This window comes from Saccharothrix australiensis, from assembly GCF_003634935.1.
Classification (GTDB): Bacteria; Actinomycetota; Actinomycetes; order Mycobacteriales; family Pseudonocardiaceae; genus Actinosynnema; species Actinosynnema australiense.
On record NZ_RBXO01000001.1, the window covers coordinates 4,411,772 to 4,431,113 of the forward strand.

Genomic DNA, 19,342 nt, shown 5'->3' on the forward strand with positions numbered 1-19,342 from the left:
CGAGGCGCGGGGGTGGGGCGGCGGGTCAGCGGGGCGGAGCGGTCTGGAACGCCGCGCGCACGGCCTCGCCGAACCGCCGCAGGGACGGGTCAGCGCCCGCGCCGAACAGGCGCTCGTCCACCTCCGCGACCAGTTCCCCCGCCGCCCGCAGGAGCCGGACGCCCTCCGCGGTCAGCTCGATCGTGGACGCGGAGCCCGCCCGCGCCGTGCGGTCGCGCACCAGGCCGGCGTTGACCAGCGCCTTCACCGCGCCGTGCACGGACTGCACGGAGATGCCGGACATCCGCGCCAGGTCACTGAACGACGCGCCCGGCACGCCGGCGATGTGGCCGAGCAACCCGAGCCTGCTCACCGTCAGGTCCACCGCCGCGAGGGCGGCGTTCAGCTCGGTCTCGATCCGCCGGGCCATCGACAGGGCGATGATCGACGTGCTGTCCACGGGCGCGCGGAACGGGGCGTGGTCGTCCTGGTCGGTCACCGGCCCAGTCTCCCCTGCGCGCCGACGGCCGGCTCCGGGACCCGGTCGTGGGGCGCGGCGCGCCCTGGGCACGCCGACGGGACCGCACGCCGACGCAGGCGTCCGGTGCAAGCGCGCCGCGCCGGCGGCGGTCGCGCGGAACCGCCCGCGGTGCGGCCCGCACCGCGGGCGGTTCGCTTGCGGGGCACCGCGTCCGAGCCCGGAGAGGACGTGCCGGGCCCGGAACGCGGTCACTCGTCCCGCGCCAAGGGCTCATCCGCGAGGTAGGGCGGCGCGGGCTCGTACTGGATGTACCGCCGGACCGCGCGGGCGTGGTCGCGGCCGTGCAGCCGACCGACGAGCCACAGCGCGCTGTCGATGCCGGCGGACACGCCCTGGCTGGTCACCAGGGAGCCGTCGACGACGTACCGGGCATCGCGCACGACCGTCACGTCGCCGAGCGCGGCCAACGCGTCCTCGTACTTCCAGTGCGTCGCGACCCGACGCCCCCGCGCCGGTCCGGCCGCGTGCAGCAGGAACGCGCCCGTGCAGACGCCGAGCACCCAGGAGGCGGACTCGGCCGTGCGCGCGATCCAGCCCGTGACGGCCGGGTTGCCCGGCTGGGTCGTGCGTGCGCCCCACCCGCCGGGCACCAGCACGACGTCCAGGTCGGGGTGCTCGTCCAGGGTGTGGTCCGGCACCACCCGCATCCCCTTGGCGCACCGGACCGGGTCGGGTCGTTCGGCGACCAGCACCGCCGTGTCGGCGTCGTCGCGGATCATCGAGGAGGCCGTGAAGACCTCCCACGGCCCGGCGAAGTCCAGCTCCTCCGCGCCGTCGAACACCAGCAGCCCGTACGTGGTCATGCTTCCTCCCGGTCGGAACGGCGTCGCGGGTCCGCGGTCACCCGGTCCACCGCTCGTAGTCGTTCCAGCGCGGCGCGGTGGTCAGCTCCTCCCAGGTGGGCTTGGGCACGCCGGTGACCTGGTGGGTGAGTTCGGCGGGCAGGCTGAACAGCGTGGCCTTGAGCGGGTTGGCGATCACCTGGTCGACGATCTCCTTGCGCAGGACCGCCGCCGCGTGCAGGCGCGGCAGGACGGCGTGGACGCGCTCGGCGTAACCCTCCGGCAGGAGGTCCTCGGGCGAGCCGGTGCAGTCGTACCCGGTCCCCGCGCTGAGCAGGGCGATCTCGGGGCGCTTGCGGGCGGCGACGTCGAGGTGCACGTGCAGGGCGACGGCGTCCCACACGACCTCCACCCACTCGGCCGGCGCGCCCTGGTCGGCGAGGAACTTCGCGGCGAGGTCCGCACCGTCGACGTTGAAGGTCTGGTCGCCGTTGCCCGGCTCGCTCAGCCCCACGTCGTGCAGCACGCAGCCGAGGAACAGCAGCTCGTCGTCGTAGTCGACGTCGGGGCGCAGGCCGCGGCCCTCACCGATCAGGCGGCCGTAGAGGTAGGCGCGCATGCTGTGGTTGAAGATCGCCGGGTCTTCGAGGTCGCGGGCGTACCGCTCCGCGGCGACGGCCAGGTCGGTGCGCGGGAACGGCAGGTCGGGGTAGGTGTCCATCGGCCGACTTTCGGTTGTGGTTGCCGGGGGCGGCGGGCGGCGCGGTCGCCCGCGTCGACGCCGGCCCCGGTGGGCGTGCCCGCGGCCGACCGGCCGGTTCGCACACCCACCTTCAGGTCACCTGAAGCGTAGCGCATCCTTCAGGACTCCTGAAGGTGTTGCCGATCATGCCGGGGGTCGGGAGCCGTTCACGGCGGCGTGAACGGCCGGTGAATGTTCTCGGCCGCCCCGCCGCCCGGCGTGGCCGTGAGCACCGGAGGGGCTGTTGTCGGCCGTTCTCCCGCCGGACGGGCCGCCGGTGAACGGTCACAGCGCGGCGGCCGGCGTGGCTCGCGGCCGTTGTCCGGGGTGCGGAGGACGCGCACGGTAGTCCTCGGCCGGTCCCGCCCCGCCCGCGACCGACCGGCCGGATTCGCCTTCTTCCTCCCTGCAAGGAGAACACTCGTGGATCGGACACCCATCCGACGGGGTCTGCCCTCCCTGGTCGCCATCGCCGCCGTGCTCACCGGCACGGTCGCGTTCTCGTCACCGGCGATGGCGACGGCCCCCGACGCGGCCACCCCGCACGGACTGATCAAGACCGAGGAGCACACCCGGGTCAGGGACGTCGCGCCGGTGCGCGCCTCGCTGCACGCGACGCCCCTGGCCTCCAAGAAGTTGAACTACACCCAGCAGGTGCAGCAGCAGAACCAGTGGTGCTGGGCCGCGACCGGGGCCAGCATCGAGCAGACCCTGGGCGTCACCGTCAGCCAGCAGGCGTTCTGCGCCGCGGGCAAGGGCAGCTCGCCCGGCTACTGCCCGAACCAGCCCGCCCAGATCCCGGAGATCGTGCGGGGCTTCCGCGGCACGGGCTTCAACGCCCAGGACGCGCGCGGCCCGATCAGCTTCGCCTCGATCACCCAGCAGATCGACGCCGGCATCCCGCACCTGACCGGCATCTACTGGACCTCCGGCGGCGGCCACGCCGAGGTCATCTACGGCTACGACAGCACCAACCAGACGCTCATGGTCGGCGACCCGTGGCCGTCCTACCAGCGCTACCAGACCTGGAACTACACCCAGTACCGCAGCAACGCCAAGTTCCGGTGGAACGACACCATCGTGAACATCACGAAGGCGTAGGGGGTTCCCGGTCGTGACCTGCCGGAAGTTGGCCATCCTCACCCTGGTCGCCTGCGCCCTGCTGCTCGCCGGCCCGTCGGCCTCGGCGCGCGAGGCGGTGTCCCCGCCCTCTCCCGAGGACTACGCCGCCGCGCTCGACGCCGCGCGGGCCCCCGCGGCGATCAGCGTCGCGAAGACCAACTTCCGGCAGGTCCACGGCGTCGAGGCGAGCGAGGTGCGCATCGCCGACCGGGGTGTCGCGGCCTACGTGCTGAACCCGGACTTCGTGCGCGGCGCGCCCGACGCGCCCGCCGGGGTGCTCCAGTACATCGCGGTGACCGCGACGGCGGACAGCGGTGCGCGCGCGACCCTGCGGGCGGGGCCCGAGGAGGGCGGGCGCTGGACCGTCGGCAGCGCGTCCTCCGGTGACGACGAGGAAGCCCTGAGCAAGCGGATCGGGCCGGACTCGGTGCTGCTGAACGAACCCCAGATCAACGGCTGGTACGAGCTGACCCCGACCGGGGTCGTGCTGCTCCAGGCGAGCCTCCCCCAGTCGCCGGTGGGCGCGTTCGTCCCGCTCGCGGAGTACCAGCGGCAGGTGCGGGCCCGGTACGGCGACAAGCTGCCGGGTTCGGACTACCAGCGGAACCAGGGGCTCGGCTTCACGCAGAACCCCGCGCCGCCGACCGACCAGCGGTCCTCCGACGCGAGCGCGTCCGACCGGGGACCGTCGACCGCGGTGGTGCTCCTGGTGGTCGCCGCGGTGCTGGTGGTGTCGGTGGGCGCGGTCCTGCTGTTCCGGCGGAGCCGCTACTCCCACAGGAGGTCCACGCCGACCAGCGAGGGCTCCAGCCCTTCGAAGTAGGCGCAGGCGAACCCGTTCGGCCCGCACAGCAGCGGTTCGCTGACCGTCGGCGCGAGCCCCTCGCGCGCCCGTTCCACCCGCGTGCACCGGACCGGCAGCATCGAGGGGTCGAAGTAGAGCCGGATCAGGTAGGTCTGCATCCGGCCGCGGATCACCCGGTAGAAGTTCGGCGCGCGGACCGGGGTGGTGCACCGCAGGACGAAGCTGAAGACGTGCACGTCGCCCTCGGCGAGCTTGCGGTCGAACAGGAGCTCGAACACCATCCCGGCCGACGACCGCTGCTTGCGCACCCGCCCGACGCGGCACCCGTCGCCCGCCCGGATCCGGGCGGTGTCGACGTCCGCGCCCGGCTCGCTCTGGTGGGTGACCACGAAGCTGTCCGGCCCGGACCGCCGCGCCCGGACGGCCATCGTCGAGGCGATCTCCTCGATCTCGCCGGCCGCGGTGAACCGCACGTCGTCGAACACGGTGGCGAGGTCGAGGTCGGAGTTGCACGGGCTGCCCGAGACGCCGTCGAACTCGGTCAGCAGCGCGCCGGTGGGCGCCCAGCTCTGGCTCAGCTCCTGGATCGTCAGCAGTCGCCGGTCCAGGTCGGGCGCGCGGTGGTGGGGCCCGATCAGCACCACCAGGCTGTCCTCCGGCAACCCGAGCACGCGCTCCAGCGCCCGCACCGCGTCCAGCGCGCGCGGCACCGCCGGGTGCCGCAACCCGCGCTGCCAGTAGCTCAGGGTCGACTGGGCGATCCGGATGTCCTGCGATGCCAGGTGGGCGCGCAACCGGGACAGCGACAAGCCGCGCCGGCGGATGGCGGTGGCCAGCGCGCGGGCGAACGGCCCGTACCGCAACGCCTGGGCCAGGTCGCCTTGGGGCGCAGGGGCGCTTCGTGCGCCGGCGAGCACCTGGGCCTCATGGCGCATGGGACTACCTCACGCTGTCGCGACGTCGCGACCTGGGTACCGGGTGAGCAGGGCTTCACGCACTGTAAGCACGCACAAGGCGGTCAGCCAACCTACCAAAGTCGGGTACGCCGATCCGCCGTATGCACCAACCCCCACCATCACCGAGCCGTCCACCACCGTCCACATCGGACAAAGCAGGCCCACCGCCGCCGGCCTGCCGGACCACCCGCCCTCGACCGAGCCGGCACCGGCACCCCACCAACACGCCCATCAACCCCACCTACCCCCTATTCGAGTGAATGCCCGTCGACCCGTACCCACCCCGAACACCGCTGCCGTTCGATGGGTGCGCGCAGGGCGGCGGTCCGCGCACCCCGAACATCCCGTTTCCATCCGGTTCTCATGGCTGCCGGGCCCCGCCGCCCTCGACACTGCTCGCGAGGGCACGACCCGAACTGCGATGGGGATGGCGATGGTGGCACTGGACGAGCGGCGGCGTCGGGGGGTGTGGTGACCGATCCGACGAGGGCCTGGCTCGCGGACGTCGCGACCCCGCAGCTGTACCGGCGCAACGCGTTCCGCATCACCGGGCTGCCGACCGACGCCGACCGGCGCGTGGTCCGGCAGCGCAGGCAGAAGGTCAACACGATGCTGGAGCTGGGCGTGGCCGTCGACCTCGGCCACGACCTCCCGGTGGAGCCGTCGGACGTGGCGAGGGCGTTCGAGCTGATCCTCGGCGACCCGCGCCGCCGCCTGGTCGACGAGCTGTTCTGGCTGTGGGGCGACGAAGGCGGGACCTGCCGGTGCACCAGGGCGTTGCACCGCGACCACGACGCCGCGGTGCGGGCGCACAGCGCGGCCCTGGACGTCGAGGTCGGCGGGGCGCCGGGTGACGCGGAGCTGGACCGGTTGGAGGGGCTGTGGGCGGAGGCCGGGCGGCGGTGGGGGCAGGTGCTGCGCCGGTCGGGGTTCTGGGACCACGTCCGGGACCGCGTCGCCGCGCTGGACGACAAGCAGCTCGACGAGTCCGTGGTCGACCTGCTGCGCGACGAGGTGCCGGTCGTCCTGGTCAAGCCGCTGATCCAGCTCGCCGCGACGCCGGGGTCCGACCAGGGTTGGCTGGCCGACCGGGCCCGTGACTGGCCCGCGCCCCGCGGCGTGGTCGACGACCTGCTGGAGCAGGCCGCCGAACCCGCCTACGAGTCGGTCCGCGAGCGCTTGAGGAACGCGGCCGAGCAGCTCCGGGACGGCGATCCCGCGGTCGTCGCCGCGCTGCTCCAGAACGAGGTGCGGGACGAGCTCGACCGCTTGGAGGAGTTCGTGCCCCACGAGCGGCACCGCCGCACCGCCAGTGCCCGCGACGACGCGGCCGTGGTGCTGAACAACTGCGCGACCAAGCTGGTCGACACCAGCGGGTCGACCTCGGCGGAGCTGGCGCGGCGGTGGCTGGAGTCGGCCGCCGACCTGGCGACCGACTCGCGGACGGTCGCGCAGATCGAGCAGAACGACACCGCGATCACCGAGCTGGCCGCCGCGATGGCCATGATCCGGCAGCAGGTGCGCGACCTGGTCGCGCTGGGGCGCAAGGACGTGGCCCGGCGGATGCTGCGGGCCGTGCGCAGCCGCGCGGGCGACGGCGCCGGTTCGGCGGAGCTGGAGCGGATGCTGCGGGACCTCGGCGTGCGGGGACCGGTCCCCGCACGGGTGCGGGAGCATCACGGCGGGGAAGGGCTGCGGCGGTTCTTCCGGTTCCTGTGGCGGACGGCCGCCACCCTGCTGCTCGTGGGGTTGATCGTGTACGCCTTCGACCGGTTGTTCGCCGGGGACGCGGATCCCGTCCCGGTGCGGGTCTTCTCGGAGTCCCCGTCGGGCAACGCGCCGCCGGGCACGTGCGTCCGGACCAGGGCGGGCTGGGACGGCGACAAGGCGAGGGTGCCGTCGGTGCCCTGCGGCGAGGAGCACTGGGGCGAGATCCTGGCCTTCGTCCCCCTCGGCGACACCCCGTCGCCCTACCCCGGCGACGAGGTGGTCCAGCAGCGCGCCCGCTACGGCTGCGCCTGGCACCAGGCCCTGAACGACCTGAGCACCGCCGTCTACGCCACGCGGTACGTCCACTCCGACCAGGCGTCGTGGAACGACGGGGGCAAGACCTACGAGAACTACGCGACCTGCGTGCTGCACCGGGTCGACGACAAGCCGCTGCCGACCAGGCAGCTCGTCGACCCGCGGCGCGCCCAGCCCGCGGACTTCGGGCTGGTGCTGGACATGTTCAACGCGGACGTCTCGGCCAACCCCCCGGTGGGTTCCTGCGTGCAGACCAAGCAGAGCCTCGACGAGGACGCGCACAAGGTCACGTTCGGCGCGTGCGACCGGCCGCACTGGGGCGAGGTCATCGCCTACCCGGTGCTGTACCGGCCGGGCGAGGCGTGGCCGGGCGACGAGGCGGTCTACGCCGCCGCCGGCGCGGCCTGCCGCAAGGCCGCCGTCGACCGCGGGTTGGGCGCGGCCTACCAGTACCACGTCACGTGGCCGGGTTCGGGCTGGTGGACCGACACCCCCGACAAGCCGAAGTACGCGGCGTGCACGGTGAGCAGCGCCGACGGGAACCCGCTGCACACCAGCCTGAAATGAGCGCGCACCCGTTCCCGCGGTCCGGCCGCGGCGGGCCGGGGCGCAGTCGACGCGGGAGAGGAGTCCGGTGTGATGGTTCGGGCGATGACGCTGCGCATCAGTTCGCCGGAGGGCGTGCGGCACGGCGTCGAGCTGGACGGAGGTCCGATCACCATCGGGCGCACCGCGCCCGACCACGTCCCGGACGTGGTGCTCGGGCCGGACCCGCAGCGGTGGGTCGGCCGCCTGCACTGCACGCTGGACTTCACCGAGGGCATGTGGTCGGTGACCGACAACGCCAGCGTCAACGGCACGCTGCTCCGGCACGGCGACGTCACCGAGCGGCTCCAGGGCCGCAAGCGCGTCCAGCACGGCGACACCCTGCTCATCCTCGGCGACATGGACCCCGACGGCAGCCCCCTGTACTGGGAGCTGACCTTCCTCGACCCGCACACCACGCGACCGGCGCCGTTCGGGTCCGCCGCGGAGGTCCGCCACACCGGGCCGTGCCTGCGCTACGACTGGGTCGCCGCGCGGGCCTACCGGTGCGAGAACGGCGGTGAGACGCCGATCAGCGGGCTGCGCCCGCAGGGGCACCAACTGCTGCGCTACATGGCCGGGCGCAGCGGCGGCGGCGCGGCCGTGGCGTGCGACCACGCCGAGCTGATCACCGCGCTGTGGGGCGCGCGCGAGGAGTGGGCGCCCCACCGCTCCTACAACCGGATGGACATCGCGGGCGTCGTGCGCGCCGTGCGGCGCTGCGTCGAGGCCGACCCGTCGAACCCGCGCATCCTGGAGACGATCACCGGCATCGGCTACCGGCTCAACGTGCTCGCGGGTGATCCGCCGTGATCCGGTGCGCCACGCGGACCCGCACGGGCCGGCTGCACGACGAGAACCAGGACCGCTTGGTCGCCCACCCGGACAGCGGCACGTTCCTGGTGGTGGACGGCATGGGCGGGCTGGCGGACGCCGCCGCCACCGCCCAGGCGGTGGTCGACCTGCTCCCGCGCGGTGCGTGCGCGCGGGCGGCGGCCTCGGACGGGCCGGACGCGACGCGCCGCGTCACCGAGGTGCTGGCGGAGCTGAACGAGCGCGTGCGGGCCGGCGCGCGGACCGGGCCGGGCACGACCGGCGCGGCGATCGCGCTGGTGCTGGTGCGCGGCGGGCGGGCGCTGGTGGCGCACCTGGGCGACAGCCGCGTCTACCTGGCGCGCGACGGGCGCGTCCGCCGGCTCACCGAGGACCACGCCTCGGACGGCCACCTGACCCGGTTCGTGGGGATGCCCGGCGCGGTCGTCCCCGGTGTCTCGGTGCACGAGCTGGCGGCCGGCGACCGCGTCCTGCTGTGCACGGACGGCCTCACCAACAGCGTGGACGACCACGCGCTCGGTGTGCTGCTGACCTCCGCCGGCGGGCTGGAGTCCGCGTGCGCCCGGCTGGTGGACGCCGCCGCCCGCGGCGGCGCGGTGGACGACATCTCGGTGATCGCGGTGGAGATCGGCGCGGGGTGGTCGGGATGACGCTGCTCAACGCGGGCGACCGGGTCAGCGACACACTGGTCGTGGACCGCCTGCTCGGCGAGGGCGCGTTCGCCGAGGTGCACCGGGTGCGGCACGAGTACCTGGGCTGGCAGGCGATGAAGCTGTTCAAGAAGGTCGCCTCCAGGGAGGAGACCCGCGCCATGCTCGGCGAGGCCCGGCTGCTGTCCACCCTGGGCCACCCCAACATCATCCGGTTCTTCGAGGCCAGCACCGTGTGGACGCCCGAGGGGCGGCGCGGGTTCTTCACGATGGAGTACGTGCCCGGCGGCAACCTCGAACGGCTCGCCGCCGCGCACCGGCCCGCGGTGCCGACGGACCTGGTGTCCGAGGTGATGACCCAGATCGCGGCCGGTCTCGCGGTGGCGCACGACCAGGACCCGCCGATCGTGCACCGGGACCTGACCCTCGCCAACGTCCTGGTCGGCTACGACGGCGCGGGGATGCGGGTGCGGGTCGGCGACTTCGGCCTGGCCAAGCGCGCGGACCCGTTCACCCAGATGGCCAGCGCGCAGGGCACGTACGCGTTCATGGCGCCGGAGGTGCTGCGCAACGACGGCTACTCGTGCGCCGGCGACGTGTGGTCGGTCGGCACGATCGCGTACGTGTTGCTCACCAACCACATCCCGTTCGACAACGGCACGCCGTTCGAGTCCTACTCGCTCGCGCGGTTCAACAACCGGCTGCTCCCGCCGAGCAGCTACAACGAGACGGTCGACCGCGAGCTGGACCGGATCGTCCTGGCCGCGCTGGAGGTCGACCCGGCGAACCGCCCGGCCACGGCCCTGGTGCTGGGCGAGGCGCTGCGCGCGCGGCAGGAGCGGATCGGGGCCGAGCCGCCCGGCGTCGCCCGCGCCGGCCCGGTCGCCGCCGCCAGGCCGCCGGGCGAGCGCGCGCGGCGGCTGGCCGAGGAGGCGCTCGCGCTGCACCGGGTGCCGGGCGAGCTGGGCCGGGCCGCGGACCTGCTGGAGGAAGCGGTGAACCTGTCGCCCCGCCTCCGCGAACAGCACCTGCACACGCTCATCCTGTGGCGCCGAGGAGTGATGATGTGAGCCGATTCGCCAAGCTGCGCGCGGAGCTGCGGCAGCGCCGCCACCACCGGGCGTTCCGCATCCCGCCGCCGGTCGCGGACGAGGACCTGCGCGAGCAGGTGGCGCGGCTGCTCGCGCGGGTCCGGGAAACCCCGGCGGACGAGCACCCGGTGACCCCCCGTGCCCCCTCGACGCCCGAGCCCTCGGCCCACACCCCTGCCACGCCCGAGCCCGCCCGCGCGGCGGGTGCGGAACCGCTGGACGAGAAGCTGCTCGCCGACGCCGCCACGCACCTGTGGCGGGCGCAGCGCAGGCTCACCCGCGCCGGCGAGGCGTCCACCGCGCGCGACCGGCAGGCCGGCCGCCTGCTGACCACCTCACGCGACGCGCTCGCCGACGCGGGGGTCGTCATCCAGGACCACGACGGCGACCCGTTCCACTCGGGCCGCTCGATCGAGGTGCTGGTGTTCGAGACCGATCCGACGCTGACCGCCGAGGTCGTCCTGGAGACCGTGCGACCGACGGTCTACCTGCACGGCAGGCGCATCCAGATGGGCCAGGTGATCGTCGCCGGCCCGCCCGCCGACGACCAGGGCCCACCCGCCCAGCCGGGTGACCAGACGGGGGACCACCATGAGTGACAGCGACACCATCGACTACGGCATCGACCTCGGCACCACCAACAGCGCCATCGCGGTGGTCGAGGGCGGCGACATCGTGACCATCAAGAACAACGACGGCTGGGACATCACGCCTTCGGCGGTCTGGATGCCCAAGCCCGACGTGCTCCACGTGGGCAGGCGCGCGTACGAGCGGGTCGAGACCGACCCGGACAACTCCGCGGCGGAGTTCAAGCTGGAGATGGGGCTGGCCGACGCCCGGCGCGCGTTCGCGGGCGCGGGCCGGGAGCTGACGCCGCAGCAACTGTCCGCCGAGGTGCTCAAGTCCCTGCGCGCGGACGCCACCCACCACCGCGGCAACGGCGTACCGCCGGACTTCGCGGTGATCACCGTGCCGGCCGCGTTCACGCTCAACCAGAACAAGGCGACCACCGAGGCCGCCGCGCTGGCCGGCTTCGACCCGGCCTGCCCGCTGGTGCAGGAACCGACGGCGGCGGCCTTCGCCTACGGCTTCCGGGACTCGGCCGACCGCGGCTACTGGATGGTGTTCGACTTCGGCGGCGGCACGTTCGACGCCGCCGTGGTCAGCAAGCGCGACGGCGACCTCCGGGTGCTCAACCACGCCGGCGACTCCTACCTGGGCGGCAAGCTGATCGACTGGGCGCTGGTCGACCGGGTGCTGGCGCCCGCGGTGGGCCGCGAGCTCGGGCTGCGCGACTTCCACCGCGACAACCCCGCGTGGCGCACGAACTTCGCCGTGCTCAAGCGCCGGGCGGAGGAGGCGAAGATCCAGCTGTCGCGGACCGGCGTCGCCGACGTCCTGGCCGACCTGTCCGACGGGCGCGGCGGCGTGGAGACCTTCGAGTACAACCTGCGCCGCGACGAGCTGGACGCGGTCGCCGAACCGTTCTACGCCAGGGCGATCAAGCTGTGCCGGGCGGCGCTGGCGGAGGCCGCGCTCGACGTGGCCGACGTCGACCGGCTGGTGCTGGTCGGCGGCGTCACGCTCGCGCCCGGCCTGCGCGAGCGGTTGGCCGACCCGCGCGAGGGCATCGGCATCCGGCTCGACACCAGCCTCGACCCGACCACGGTCGTGGCGCGCGGCGCGGCGGTCTTCGCGAGCACGATCCGCCGGCCGCGGTCGAGGTCGGCCACCGCCGCGCCCGGCGAGTTCGTCGCCGAGTTGTCCTACGACCCCAGCGTCACCACGACCACGCCGACCGTCGGCGGGCGGCTGATCAGCGCCGAACCCGTGGACTGGACGGAGTTCTCGGTGACGCTGAGCAACCCGGACGGGCAGCCGCCGTTCCGGTCCGCCCAGCTCAAGCCGAACGCCGAGGGTGCCTTCGTGACCGACGTGGACGTCGACGCCCACCGGACCTCCCGCTTCACCGTCGAGCTGACCGACGGCACGGGCACGCGGCGCGCGCTCACGCCGGACACGCTGTCGATCACGCACCGGGACGTGGAGTTCGGCGGCGTGCGGCTCGCGCACTCGCTGGGCATCCAGCTGGCCGACCGCGCCTTCGCGCCGATGCTGCGCAAGGGCGCGACGCTGCCCACGCGGGTCCGCGAGGTGTACCGCACCAGCGGCGTGCTGCGCCGCGACGACGCCGACGCGGTGGTGCGCATCCCGGTCGTGCAGGGCGAGCGCACCAGGGCCGACCGCAACCGCCTGGTCGGCGTGGTGGAGATCCGGCCGCGCGACGTGCGGATCGACCTGCCCGCGGGCACCGACGTGGAGGTCACCTTCGACGTGGACGCGTCGAGCGTGGTGACCGTGGTCGCGGACGTGCCGCTGGTGGACGCGCAGTTCGAGGCCGAGATCAGCCTGGACGACGTCCGCACCGTCGCGCCGCCCGCGCTGCGGGCGCAGCTCGGCGAGGCCGAGGCCAGGCTGTCCTCGCTGCGCGACCGGGCAACCACCTCGTCCTCGGTGGAGGCCCAGCAGCGCCTGGACAAGCTCGACGACGAGAGCGCCGTGCAGGTCGCCCGCGACCAGGTCGACGCGGCCAAGGTCGACACCGGCGCGGCGGCGTCGGCGGAGGAGCGCCTGCGGGAGCTGAACGCGGAGCTGGACGACATCGAGGAGGCGCTGGAGCTGCCCGCGCTGGTCCACCAGCTGCACGCCATGCTCGACGAGGCGCAGGGCCTGGCGGACCAGGGCGGGACGCCCGCCGACCGCCAGGAGCTCGGCGAGCTGCGCCGCCGCGCGCAGGAGGCCATCGACGCGCGGGACGCGGTCGCCGTGCGGGCGCAGATCGACCGGGTCGGCGTGTTCCTGGTCGAGCTGGAGCGGCGGGGCCCGGACTGGCCGGTGAAGCTGTTCTACGGCCTGCAGAGCATGGTGCCGCCCTCCACCGCCGCCTCGGGGCTGGTCCGCGAGGGCAACCGGGCGCTGGCGGCGCGGGACGCGCGGGCGCTGGACGCGGTGAACCAGCGGCTGATCAGGCTGCTGCCGCAGGAGGAGCAGGACAAGGTGATCGGGTTGAGGAAGGCATGACCGAGTCGCTGCACGCGGCGCTGAGCAGGCACCTGACGCTCGACCGCGCCCACACCGCCGCCCGCGCGGGCGACCTCGACCGGGCGGCCCGGCTGCTGGACGAGCTGGACGCCGCCGGCGGGTCCACCGCCGACTCCCTGGACCTGCGCGCCCGCGTGCACGCCCAGCAGGGCGACCTGGCGGCGGCGGACGCCTGCTGGGTGCGGGTCCTGCGGCTGTCCCCGGACGACTCGCGCGCCCGCGCGGGGCGCGACACCATCGCGCGGATCGCGTCGGGCCACCGCGCCCGGCCGCTGCTCACGGCGGGCCGGGCGGTCGCCGCCACCGCGGCGGTCGTGGGCGTGGCGCTGGTGGGCGCGGTGGTCGCGGGCGTGCCCGACCGGGCCTCCCCGCCACCGGTGGCGTCGGCGGACGCCGGGGACGACCGGATCGACGAGCAGCAGTGGCTCGCGCAGCAGCTCGCCGCGGCGGAGCACGCCAGGGAGGAGGCGGCCGACCGGCTGGCGCGCGACCTCGACGCGCTGGCGGCGGCCTTCGCGCTGCCGGGTGTGCGCGCGGAGCGCCGGGCCGAGGACGTGCGGCTGGTCTTCGACAGCGGCCTGTTCTCGGCGGACGCGGAGTTCGCGCCGGGCTCGTGGCCGTTGCTGGCGGAGGTCGGCAGGCGGCTGGCTGGCGTGCGCGCGGCGGCGACCGTGGTGGGGCACGTGGTCGCGGTGCCGGGCGGGCGCACCAGCGGCGGTTCCACCGTGGCGCTGTGGCGCGCCCAGGCGGCGGCGCAGGCGCTGGCGGAGGGCGGCGGCCTGCCGCTGACGGCGTTCACGCTGACGACGGCGGACCAGTCGGAGGGGCCGTTCCCCGACGCGCCGCGCAACCGCACCGTGACGCTGGTCCTGCGCCCCGTCGGCTGACGGCCGGCGGGTTCCCGAGGGTGCGACGGCGCGACGCGGTGTGGCGCGCCGTCGCGTCGCCTCGCGGTGCCGGTGGGACGGCGGCCGGCCGCGCCGCGGGACCGCGACGAGCGGAGCGCCGGAAAGGATCAACGGTCGGTGGTGCGCCGAACGGCGTGCAGGAGCGGGCCGACCGGGACACCGGTGATCTTTACCGGCGGTAAAACTCCGCACTTTTCGGGGCGCTTTGTGACGCATTTTCGAGCATTTGCACACGATCGAGTGAAGTATCGACATTGACACCCCACGCCTTTCCCGCACGTGAATCCGAGGGTGTCCGGCAGCGCCCGGAATAGGTGGGTGATCACACGATCGGCTGGACCGAATGGCCTACGCCGCTCGGCGCGCCCTGCGCGCTGCTCGGCGCACGAAGTCCGCTGGAGGGGGACTACGGATCGCGCGGTCCGGCATCCTTGCCACGACGCCGACATCACACGGCGCACGAAGAAAAAAGCGGCCCCCTGCCGGAAACAGGGGACCGCGGGTGTCCCGTCCACAATCCTGGCCTGGCAACCAGAAGACCGTTCGGAGGAACAACTGTTGAGCTTAGAGCCGTCCGCGACCCCGCCGCCAGCAGCCGCACGGGCACGACCGGGTGAGTCCGACCGCACAGGCGTTCGGGGCGACGAGCCGCGCGATGATCCGCGCGACGACCCGGCGTCGGCCGAGGGGTCGGACCGGCGCTGCACTGCCCGCCGGCCGCCGTCCTGCCCGCCACCGGGGCGACAGCAGCCCCCTCGACCGCCCCGCACGCGCTGACCCGACGCCCGGCACGCCCGGCGGCGCGGCGGACGACCGGGCGGCGTAGCCCGACCTGCTCCGACGGCGCCGGTCCCGAGGCGGGCCGACACCGTCGGAGCACCGTCACGCGGGCGTTGCCGAGCCGGACTCACACCGACGAAACCCAGTGGCGCCAAGGGTGTGCGAGGCGGGGGCAGCAGGACGAGGAGCGACGCGGGTCACCCGGCGACCGCTCGCACCCGCCACCCCGCCGGCGGGTCCTCGCCGACGCGGCCGTCGGGTGTGGCCAGGTGGACCGGCTGGTCGAGGCCGCCGTCGGCCGGCGCGGCGGCGAGCCTGGCCCTCCGGGTGGACTTGACTATGATTCCGGTCGTGTGCGGACCACGGAGGTCGGGTGGCGCCGTCGCCGGCGCTCACCACGCCTTCCGGGTTCGTCGGGAGCCGGGGGCGCGCGGGCCGGTGCGGTGGGCCGGTGCGGTTCATGGGCGGTGAGCGCGCCGGGTCGCCGTCGGACGCGGCGCGGTGGGGCACCTTCCGGGCGCGGTCCACGGTGTTGGCGGTCGCCCGCACCCTCACCTCCGCGATCCGGCTGCTGGAGGCGCTGCCCGTGTTCGCGGGCGACCACCGGGTGCGGGTGGCGTTCGCGGTCGACGAGCGGTCCCGCTACTCGGCCGGCGTGGCCGAGCTGATCGGCGGGCTGCCCGCCAGGGTCGTCCGGTGGGGCGACGTGCCCGACCTCGACTGCGACCTGGTGCTCTCGGCGTCCGAGAAGCTCGACCTGACCACCCGCGCGCCGGTGCCGATGCTGGTGATCCCGCACGGCGTGGGGTTCCACAAGCACGTGCCCGACGTGGACAGCGCGGCGACCAGGGTGTCGGGCGTGGTCGACCCGGAGGTGCTGCGCGGCGGCCGGGTGCGGATGCTGGTCACGCACCCCGCCCACGAGCGGCAGTTGGCCGCGCTGAGCCCGGACACCGTGGGTCGCACCGTCCTGGGCGGTGACACCAGCTACGACCTGCTGCTCGCGGGCGCGCCGCTGCGGTCCCGCTACCGCGCCGCGCTCGGGCTCACCGGGCGGCAGCGCCTCGTCCTGGTCACGTCCACCTGGGGGCCGCAGTCGCTGCTGGGCGTCGACCCCGGCCTGCTCACGGACCTGGTGAGCGCGCTGCCGGTGGACGAGTACCGCGTCGCGCTCGTCGCCCACCCCAACGTGTGGACGTGGGAGGGCGGCTGGCAGCTGCGCCGGGTCCTGGACACCGCGCTGCGGGCCGGGCTGCTGCTGGTCGAACCGGCCGCGGGGTGGCACGCCGCGATGGTCGCCGCGGACCTGGTGGTCGGCGACCACGGCTCGTTGAGCGCCTACGCCGCCACGACGGGTGTTCCGCTGCTGCTGGGCGCGTTCGGCGACGAGGTGGTGGCCGGCACCGCGATGGCCGACCTCGGGCGCAAGGCGCCCCGGCTCGACCGGGCGCGTGACCTGCGGGCGCAGGTCGACCGCGCGGTCTCGGACGGGCTGCCCGGCCTGCTGCCCGCGGACGAGGTGTTCGCCGCGCCCGGCCGGTCGCTGCGGCTGCTGCGCGCCTGGTGCTACGCCGCGCTGGGCCTGCCGGAACCGCCGGGGCAGCCGGTGTCCGACCCCGCCGCCGACCCGCCGCACCCGGTGCCCGCGCTGCACAGCCTGCGGGTGCTGGGAACCGTCCGCGACGGGGTGGTCGAGCTGCGCAGGCACCCGTTCGCGGCCGGGGTGCGCGCCGGGGACGAGGAAGTCGGGCACGTCGTGGTCGACGCCCGCGAGCGCGACGTGCGGCGGTTCTCCGACGCGGCGGCGGTGGTGCGCGCGGACGGCCCGCCGGAGGAGGCCGCGGCCTGGCAGGCGCGCACCCTCGACGCCCTCCCCGGCTGCCGGGCGGCCGGGCACGCGACACCGACCGGGTGCGCGGTTGTGGTGCGCGGCGTGGGCGGTTTCACGCTGTCCGCGCCGGAGCCGTTGCGGGACACCGGGTTGCTGACCTCGGCGCTGTACACGCTGCTGGCGCACGGCCGCGAGGTGCCCGGTTCGTTCGCGCTGCGGACCGGCGACCGCACCGGTCGGGTCACCGTCGAGCGCGCCTGACCGGAGGCCGCCGAGCCTCACGATCCGCGCCTCAAGACTCGCGCCTCACGTGTCACGCCTCACGACTCACGCTTCAAGACTCGCGCCTCACGACTCACGCCTCACGTGTCACGATCGCGGATCAGGCCCTGCGGCCCGCGCCTCACGGCTCGCGGTTGCGGTCCGGGGATCGCGATCCCCGGACCGGCGTCGGTCGAGGTCCGGGCGTGCGCTCCAGGAGCGGCCCGGCGCGTCAACCGCCCACTCTGGACCGCAGGTCCGACGCGTCCGCGCCGGCCGCCTCGCGCAGCACCACCGCGCGCCGCAGGTGCTCCCGCGCCGCGCCGGCCTCGCCCAGCGCCTCCAGGACGTCGGCGAGCACCACCAGCGCCTGCGCCTCGTAGTGCGCGGCCCCGGACTCCCGGAACACCGCGACCGCCGCCTCCAGGTCGTGCCGCGCGGTCGCCGGCTCGCCGGTGTCCGCGCGCAGCGCGCCCAGCGCGATCAGCGCACGGCCTGCCATCCGGGTGTCGCCGATCGCCTCGAACTCGGCGTGCGCCCCGGTCAACGCCCGCAGCGCCGCGCCGTGCTCGCCCGCCCGGTGCAGGGAGCCGCCCAGGAAGAACGTCGCCAGCGCGGCGCCGCGCCGCTCGCCCGCGCCCCGGTTGATCTCCAGCGCTCGCTCGTAGGCGGCGACGGCCGCCGGCGGGTCGACCAGGTCCAGGTACCGCCCGGTGAACTCCCAGACCGACGCCACGAGCACCGGGTTGGCGGACCGCTCGACCAGCTCGCGCGCCACGCGCAGCTCCTCGCCCGCCCGGTCCAGCCGGCCCGAGTCGGCGTAGGCGCGGGACACCACGCTGCGCAGCCGCGCCTCGGCGTCCGCGCGGCCGTCCCGGCGGGCCGCCCGCGCGCCGAGGTCGGCGGACTCGATCCAGTCGTCCAGGTAGCGGCGGTTGAGGTAGAGCGCGGTCAGCGCCTCCGCCAGCCGCCACGCCACCCGGTCGTGCCCGTTCGACGCCGCCGCGCGGACCAGTGCCGACAGGTTCGCCCGCTCGGCCACCAGCCAGGCCAGCGCCCGGCCCCGGTCGGTGAAGGGCGACGCGGTCGGCGGCGGCGGGCCGCCGATCCGCAGGCGGTCGCCCATGACGGCCTGGTCGGCGTGGCGCACCCGCTCCTCGTAGTGCGCCAGCACGGCGGACAGCAGCCCGGCGGCCTCCCCGGCGGCCTCCCGCTCGCCCAGGCCGCGGGCGTGCAGCGCCACCAGGCCGTGGAACGCGAACCGGTCCGGCGCGACCTCGTCCAGCAGGTGCGCGCGCACCAGCGCGTCCAGCGGCCCGTCGGCGCGGTCGGCGACGAGGTCGACCACCTCGCGCGGGAAGTCGTGCAGCGGCAGCAGCCCCAGCCGCCGGTACAGCGCGGCGGCGGCCGGGTCCAGGGCGCGGTAGGCGTTGTCGAACACGGCGGACACCACGCGTTCCCCTCCCAGTGCGAGCGCGTCGAGCCGCCGCGCGTCGTCCGCCAGCTGCTCGACCAGCGCGGCGGGCGTGAGGAACGGCCGGCCGAGCAGCCGCCCGGCGACGACCCGCAGCGCGACCGGCAGCCCCGCGCACAGGCGGGCCAGTGCCGCGGCGCTCGCCGGGTCGGCCGCCACCCGGCCATCGGGGCACAGGGCGTCGAGCACGCGGACGGCGTCCGGCGGGTCCAGCGGGCGCACCGCCACCTCGGCCGCGCCGTCCAGCGCCAGCTCCACCTGCCGCTCGTTGCTGGTCGCCACCACCACGCAGCCGGGCGACGAGGTCAGGAACGGGCGCACGTGCGCGGGTTCGGTGACGTCGTCCAGCACCACCAGGCGTCGCCCGGCCGCCATCTTCGTGCGGTACAGCGCCGTCCGCCCGGCGAAGGTCGGCGGGATGTGCTCCTCGCGCACGCCCAGCGACCGCAGGCACTCGGCCAGCCCGTCGGCGACGGCCGTGCCGTCGGGGGTGCGCAGGGCCGTGAAGTCGACGTAGAGGCGGCCGTCGGGGAACCGCTCGCCGCGCCGCGCTCCCCAGGTGGTGACCAGCGCGCTCTTGCCGACGCCCGCCAGGCCGACGACCACGGCGACCCGGCCGCCCGCCGCGCCGTCGGCGGACACCCGGTCCAGCACCTCGAACTGCGGCGCCCGGTCGACGAACACCGCGGCGGGCGGCGGCAGCTGGTCGGGCCGCTCGGGCGGCGGGGCGGCGGGCTGGTTGACCACCACGTCGCCGCCGATCGAAGCGGCCTGCACCACGACGCCGTCGACACCGGCCACCTGGTTGTGGACATCGGCTTCCCGCCGAGGCCGACTCGAATCCGGCTGCCCCATCCGCGCCCCGCACTCCGCC

The 19,342-nt window shown here is 75.1% G+C and carries 15 protein-coding genes; 10 read left to right on the forward strand and 5 right to left on the reverse strand.

Features of this window, described 5'->3' with window-relative positions:
• Positions 1 to 25: 25 nt before the first annotated feature.
• From C8E97_RS18920 to C8E97_RS18930, 3 genes are all read right to left on the reverse strand, one after another.
• Positions 26 to 478: a MarR family winged helix-turn-helix transcriptional regulator gene (locus tag C8E97_RS18920; protein WP_246018995.1), complete on the reverse strand. Its 453-nt coding sequence runs from the start codon at positions 476 to 478 to the stop codon at positions 26 to 28.
• A gap of 230 nt (positions 479 to 708) precedes the next feature.
• Positions 709 to 1,323, reverse strand: coding sequence for a DJ-1/PfpI family protein (locus tag C8E97_RS18925; protein ID WP_121006917.1), 615 nt, complete (start codon positions 1,321 to 1,323; stop codon positions 709 to 711).
• A gap of 37 nt (positions 1,324 to 1,360) precedes the next feature.
• Positions 1,361 to 2,023, reverse strand: coding sequence for an HD domain-containing protein (locus C8E97_RS18930; protein ID WP_121006918.1), 663 nt, complete (start codon positions 2,021 to 2,023; stop codon positions 1,361 to 1,363).
• Between the two features lie 534 nt (positions 2,024 to 2,557).
• Between C8E97_RS18930 and C8E97_RS18935 the strand changes: the two genes are divergently transcribed.
• Entirely contained in the window at positions 2,558 to 3,145 is a 588-nt protein-coding gene (locus C8E97_RS18935) for a papain-like cysteine protease family protein (protein WP_121011871.1), read from the forward strand.
• A gap of 13 nt (positions 3,146 to 3,158) precedes the next feature.
• Positions 3,159 to 3,989 carry a hypothetical protein gene (locus tag C8E97_RS18940; protein ID WP_121006919.1) on the forward strand — a complete coding sequence of 277 codons (831 nt, stop codon included), beginning with the start codon at positions 3,159 to 3,161 and terminating at the stop codon, positions 3,987 to 3,989.
• On the opposite strand, the gene C8E97_RS18945 is transcribed toward C8E97_RS18940, so the two are convergent.
• The gene (locus C8E97_RS18945) at positions 3,935 to 4,906 is read right to left on the reverse strand and encodes an XRE family transcriptional regulator (RefSeq protein ID WP_121006920.1); all 972 of its coding nucleotides are present in this window, start codon (positions 4,904 to 4,906) and stop codon (positions 3,935 to 3,937) included. The genes C8E97_RS18940 and C8E97_RS18945 overlap by 55 nt on opposite strands.
• 492 nt (positions 4,907 to 5,398) lie before the next feature.
• Between C8E97_RS18945 and C8E97_RS18950 the strand changes: the two genes are divergently transcribed.
• From C8E97_RS18950 to C8E97_RS18985, 8 genes are all read left to right on the forward strand, one after another.
• On the forward strand, positions 5,399 to 7,519 hold the full coding sequence (locus C8E97_RS18950; RefSeq protein ID WP_147455171.1) for a hypothetical protein: 2,121 nt from the start codon (positions 5,399 to 5,401) through the stop codon (positions 7,517 to 7,519).
• An 84-nt stretch (positions 7,520 to 7,603) separates the two neighbouring features.
• The gene (locus tag C8E97_RS18955) at positions 7,604 to 8,350 is read left to right on the forward strand and encodes an FHA domain-containing protein (RefSeq protein ID WP_170211906.1); all 747 of its coding nucleotides are present in this window, start codon (positions 7,604 to 7,606) and stop codon (positions 8,348 to 8,350) included.
• A complete protein-coding gene (locus C8E97_RS18960) occupies positions 8,347 to 9,021 on the forward strand; it encodes a PP2C family protein-serine/threonine phosphatase (RefSeq protein ID WP_121006923.1) in 675 nt (224 codons plus the stop codon). Before C8E97_RS18955 ends, C8E97_RS18960 begins: the two co-directional genes overlap by 4 nt.
• Positions 9,018 to 10,091: a serine/threonine-protein kinase gene (locus C8E97_RS18965; protein ID WP_121011874.1), complete on the forward strand. Its 1,074-nt coding sequence runs from the start codon at positions 9,018 to 9,020 to the stop codon at positions 10,089 to 10,091. Before C8E97_RS18960 ends, C8E97_RS18965 begins: the two co-directional genes overlap by 4 nt.
• Positions 10,088 to 10,711: a hypothetical protein gene (locus C8E97_RS18970; RefSeq protein WP_211347072.1), complete on the forward strand. Its 624-nt coding sequence runs from the start codon at positions 10,088 to 10,090 to the stop codon at positions 10,709 to 10,711. The genes C8E97_RS18965 and C8E97_RS18970 overlap by 4 nt, the downstream gene beginning before the upstream one ends.
• Complete coding sequence (locus C8E97_RS18975; RefSeq protein ID WP_121006924.1) at positions 10,704 to 13,193, forward strand: Hsp70 family protein; 2,490 nt, start codon at positions 10,704 to 10,706, stop codon at positions 13,191 to 13,193. Before C8E97_RS18970 ends, C8E97_RS18975 begins: the two co-directional genes overlap by 8 nt.
• Positions 13,190 to 14,101 carry a tetratricopeptide repeat protein gene (locus tag C8E97_RS18980; RefSeq protein ID WP_121006925.1) on the forward strand — a complete coding sequence of 304 codons (912 nt, stop codon included), beginning with the start codon at positions 13,190 to 13,192 and terminating at the stop codon, positions 14,099 to 14,101. The genes C8E97_RS18975 and C8E97_RS18980 overlap by 4 nt, the downstream gene beginning before the upstream one ends.
• A gap of 1,261 nt (positions 14,102 to 15,362) precedes the next feature.
• Entirely contained in the window at positions 15,363 to 16,994 is a 1,632-nt protein-coding gene (locus tag C8E97_RS18985) for a hypothetical protein (RefSeq protein WP_147455172.1), read from the forward strand.
• Between the two features lie 232 nt (positions 16,995 to 17,226).
• Here the strand turns inward: C8E97_RS18985 and C8E97_RS18990 are convergent, their stop codons facing one another.
• The gene (locus C8E97_RS18990) at positions 17,227 to 19,269 is read right to left on the reverse strand and encodes a tetratricopeptide repeat protein (RefSeq protein WP_170211907.1); all 2,043 of its coding nucleotides are present in this window, start codon (positions 19,267 to 19,269) and stop codon (positions 17,227 to 17,229) included.
• Positions 19,270 to 19,342: the final 73 nt, after the last annotated feature.

What these genes read in the sequence shown, in the direction of transcription:
- C8E97_RS18925 (WP_121006917.1), bottom strand. Translation starts at nt 1,323, where the DNA reads ATGACCACGTACGGGCTGCTGGTGTTCGACGGCGCGGAGGAGCTGGAC.
- C8E97_RS18930 (WP_121006918.1), bottom strand. Translation starts at nt 2,023, where the DNA reads ATGGACACCTACCCCGACCTGCCGTTCCCGCGCACCGACCTGGCCGTC.
- C8E97_RS18935 (WP_121011871.1), top strand. Translation starts at nt 2,558, where the DNA reads ATGGCGACGGCCCCCGACGCGGCCACCCCGCACGGACTGATCAAGACC.
- C8E97_RS18945 (WP_121006920.1), bottom strand. Translation starts at nt 4,906, where the DNA reads ATGCGCCATGAGGCCCAGGTGCTCGCCGGCGCACGAAGCGCCCCTGCG.
- C8E97_RS18955 (WP_170211906.1), top strand. Translation starts at nt 7,604, where the DNA reads ATGACGCTGCGCATCAGTTCGCCGGAGGGCGTGCGGCACGGCGTCGAG.
- C8E97_RS18965 (WP_121011874.1), top strand. Translation starts at nt 9,018, where the DNA reads ATGACGCTGCTCAACGCGGGCGACCGGGTCAGCGACACACTGGTCGTG.
- C8E97_RS18975 (WP_121006924.1), top strand. Translation starts at nt 10,704, where the DNA reads ATGAGTGACAGCGACACCATCGACTACGGCATCGACCTCGGCACCACC.
- C8E97_RS18980 (WP_121006925.1), top strand. Translation starts at nt 13,190, where the DNA reads ATGACCGAGTCGCTGCACGCGGCGCTGAGCAGGCACCTGACGCTCGAC.
- C8E97_RS18985 (WP_147455172.1), top strand. Translation starts at nt 15,363, where the DNA reads ATGGGCGGTGAGCGCGCCGGGTCGCCGTCGGACGCGGCGCGGTGGGGC.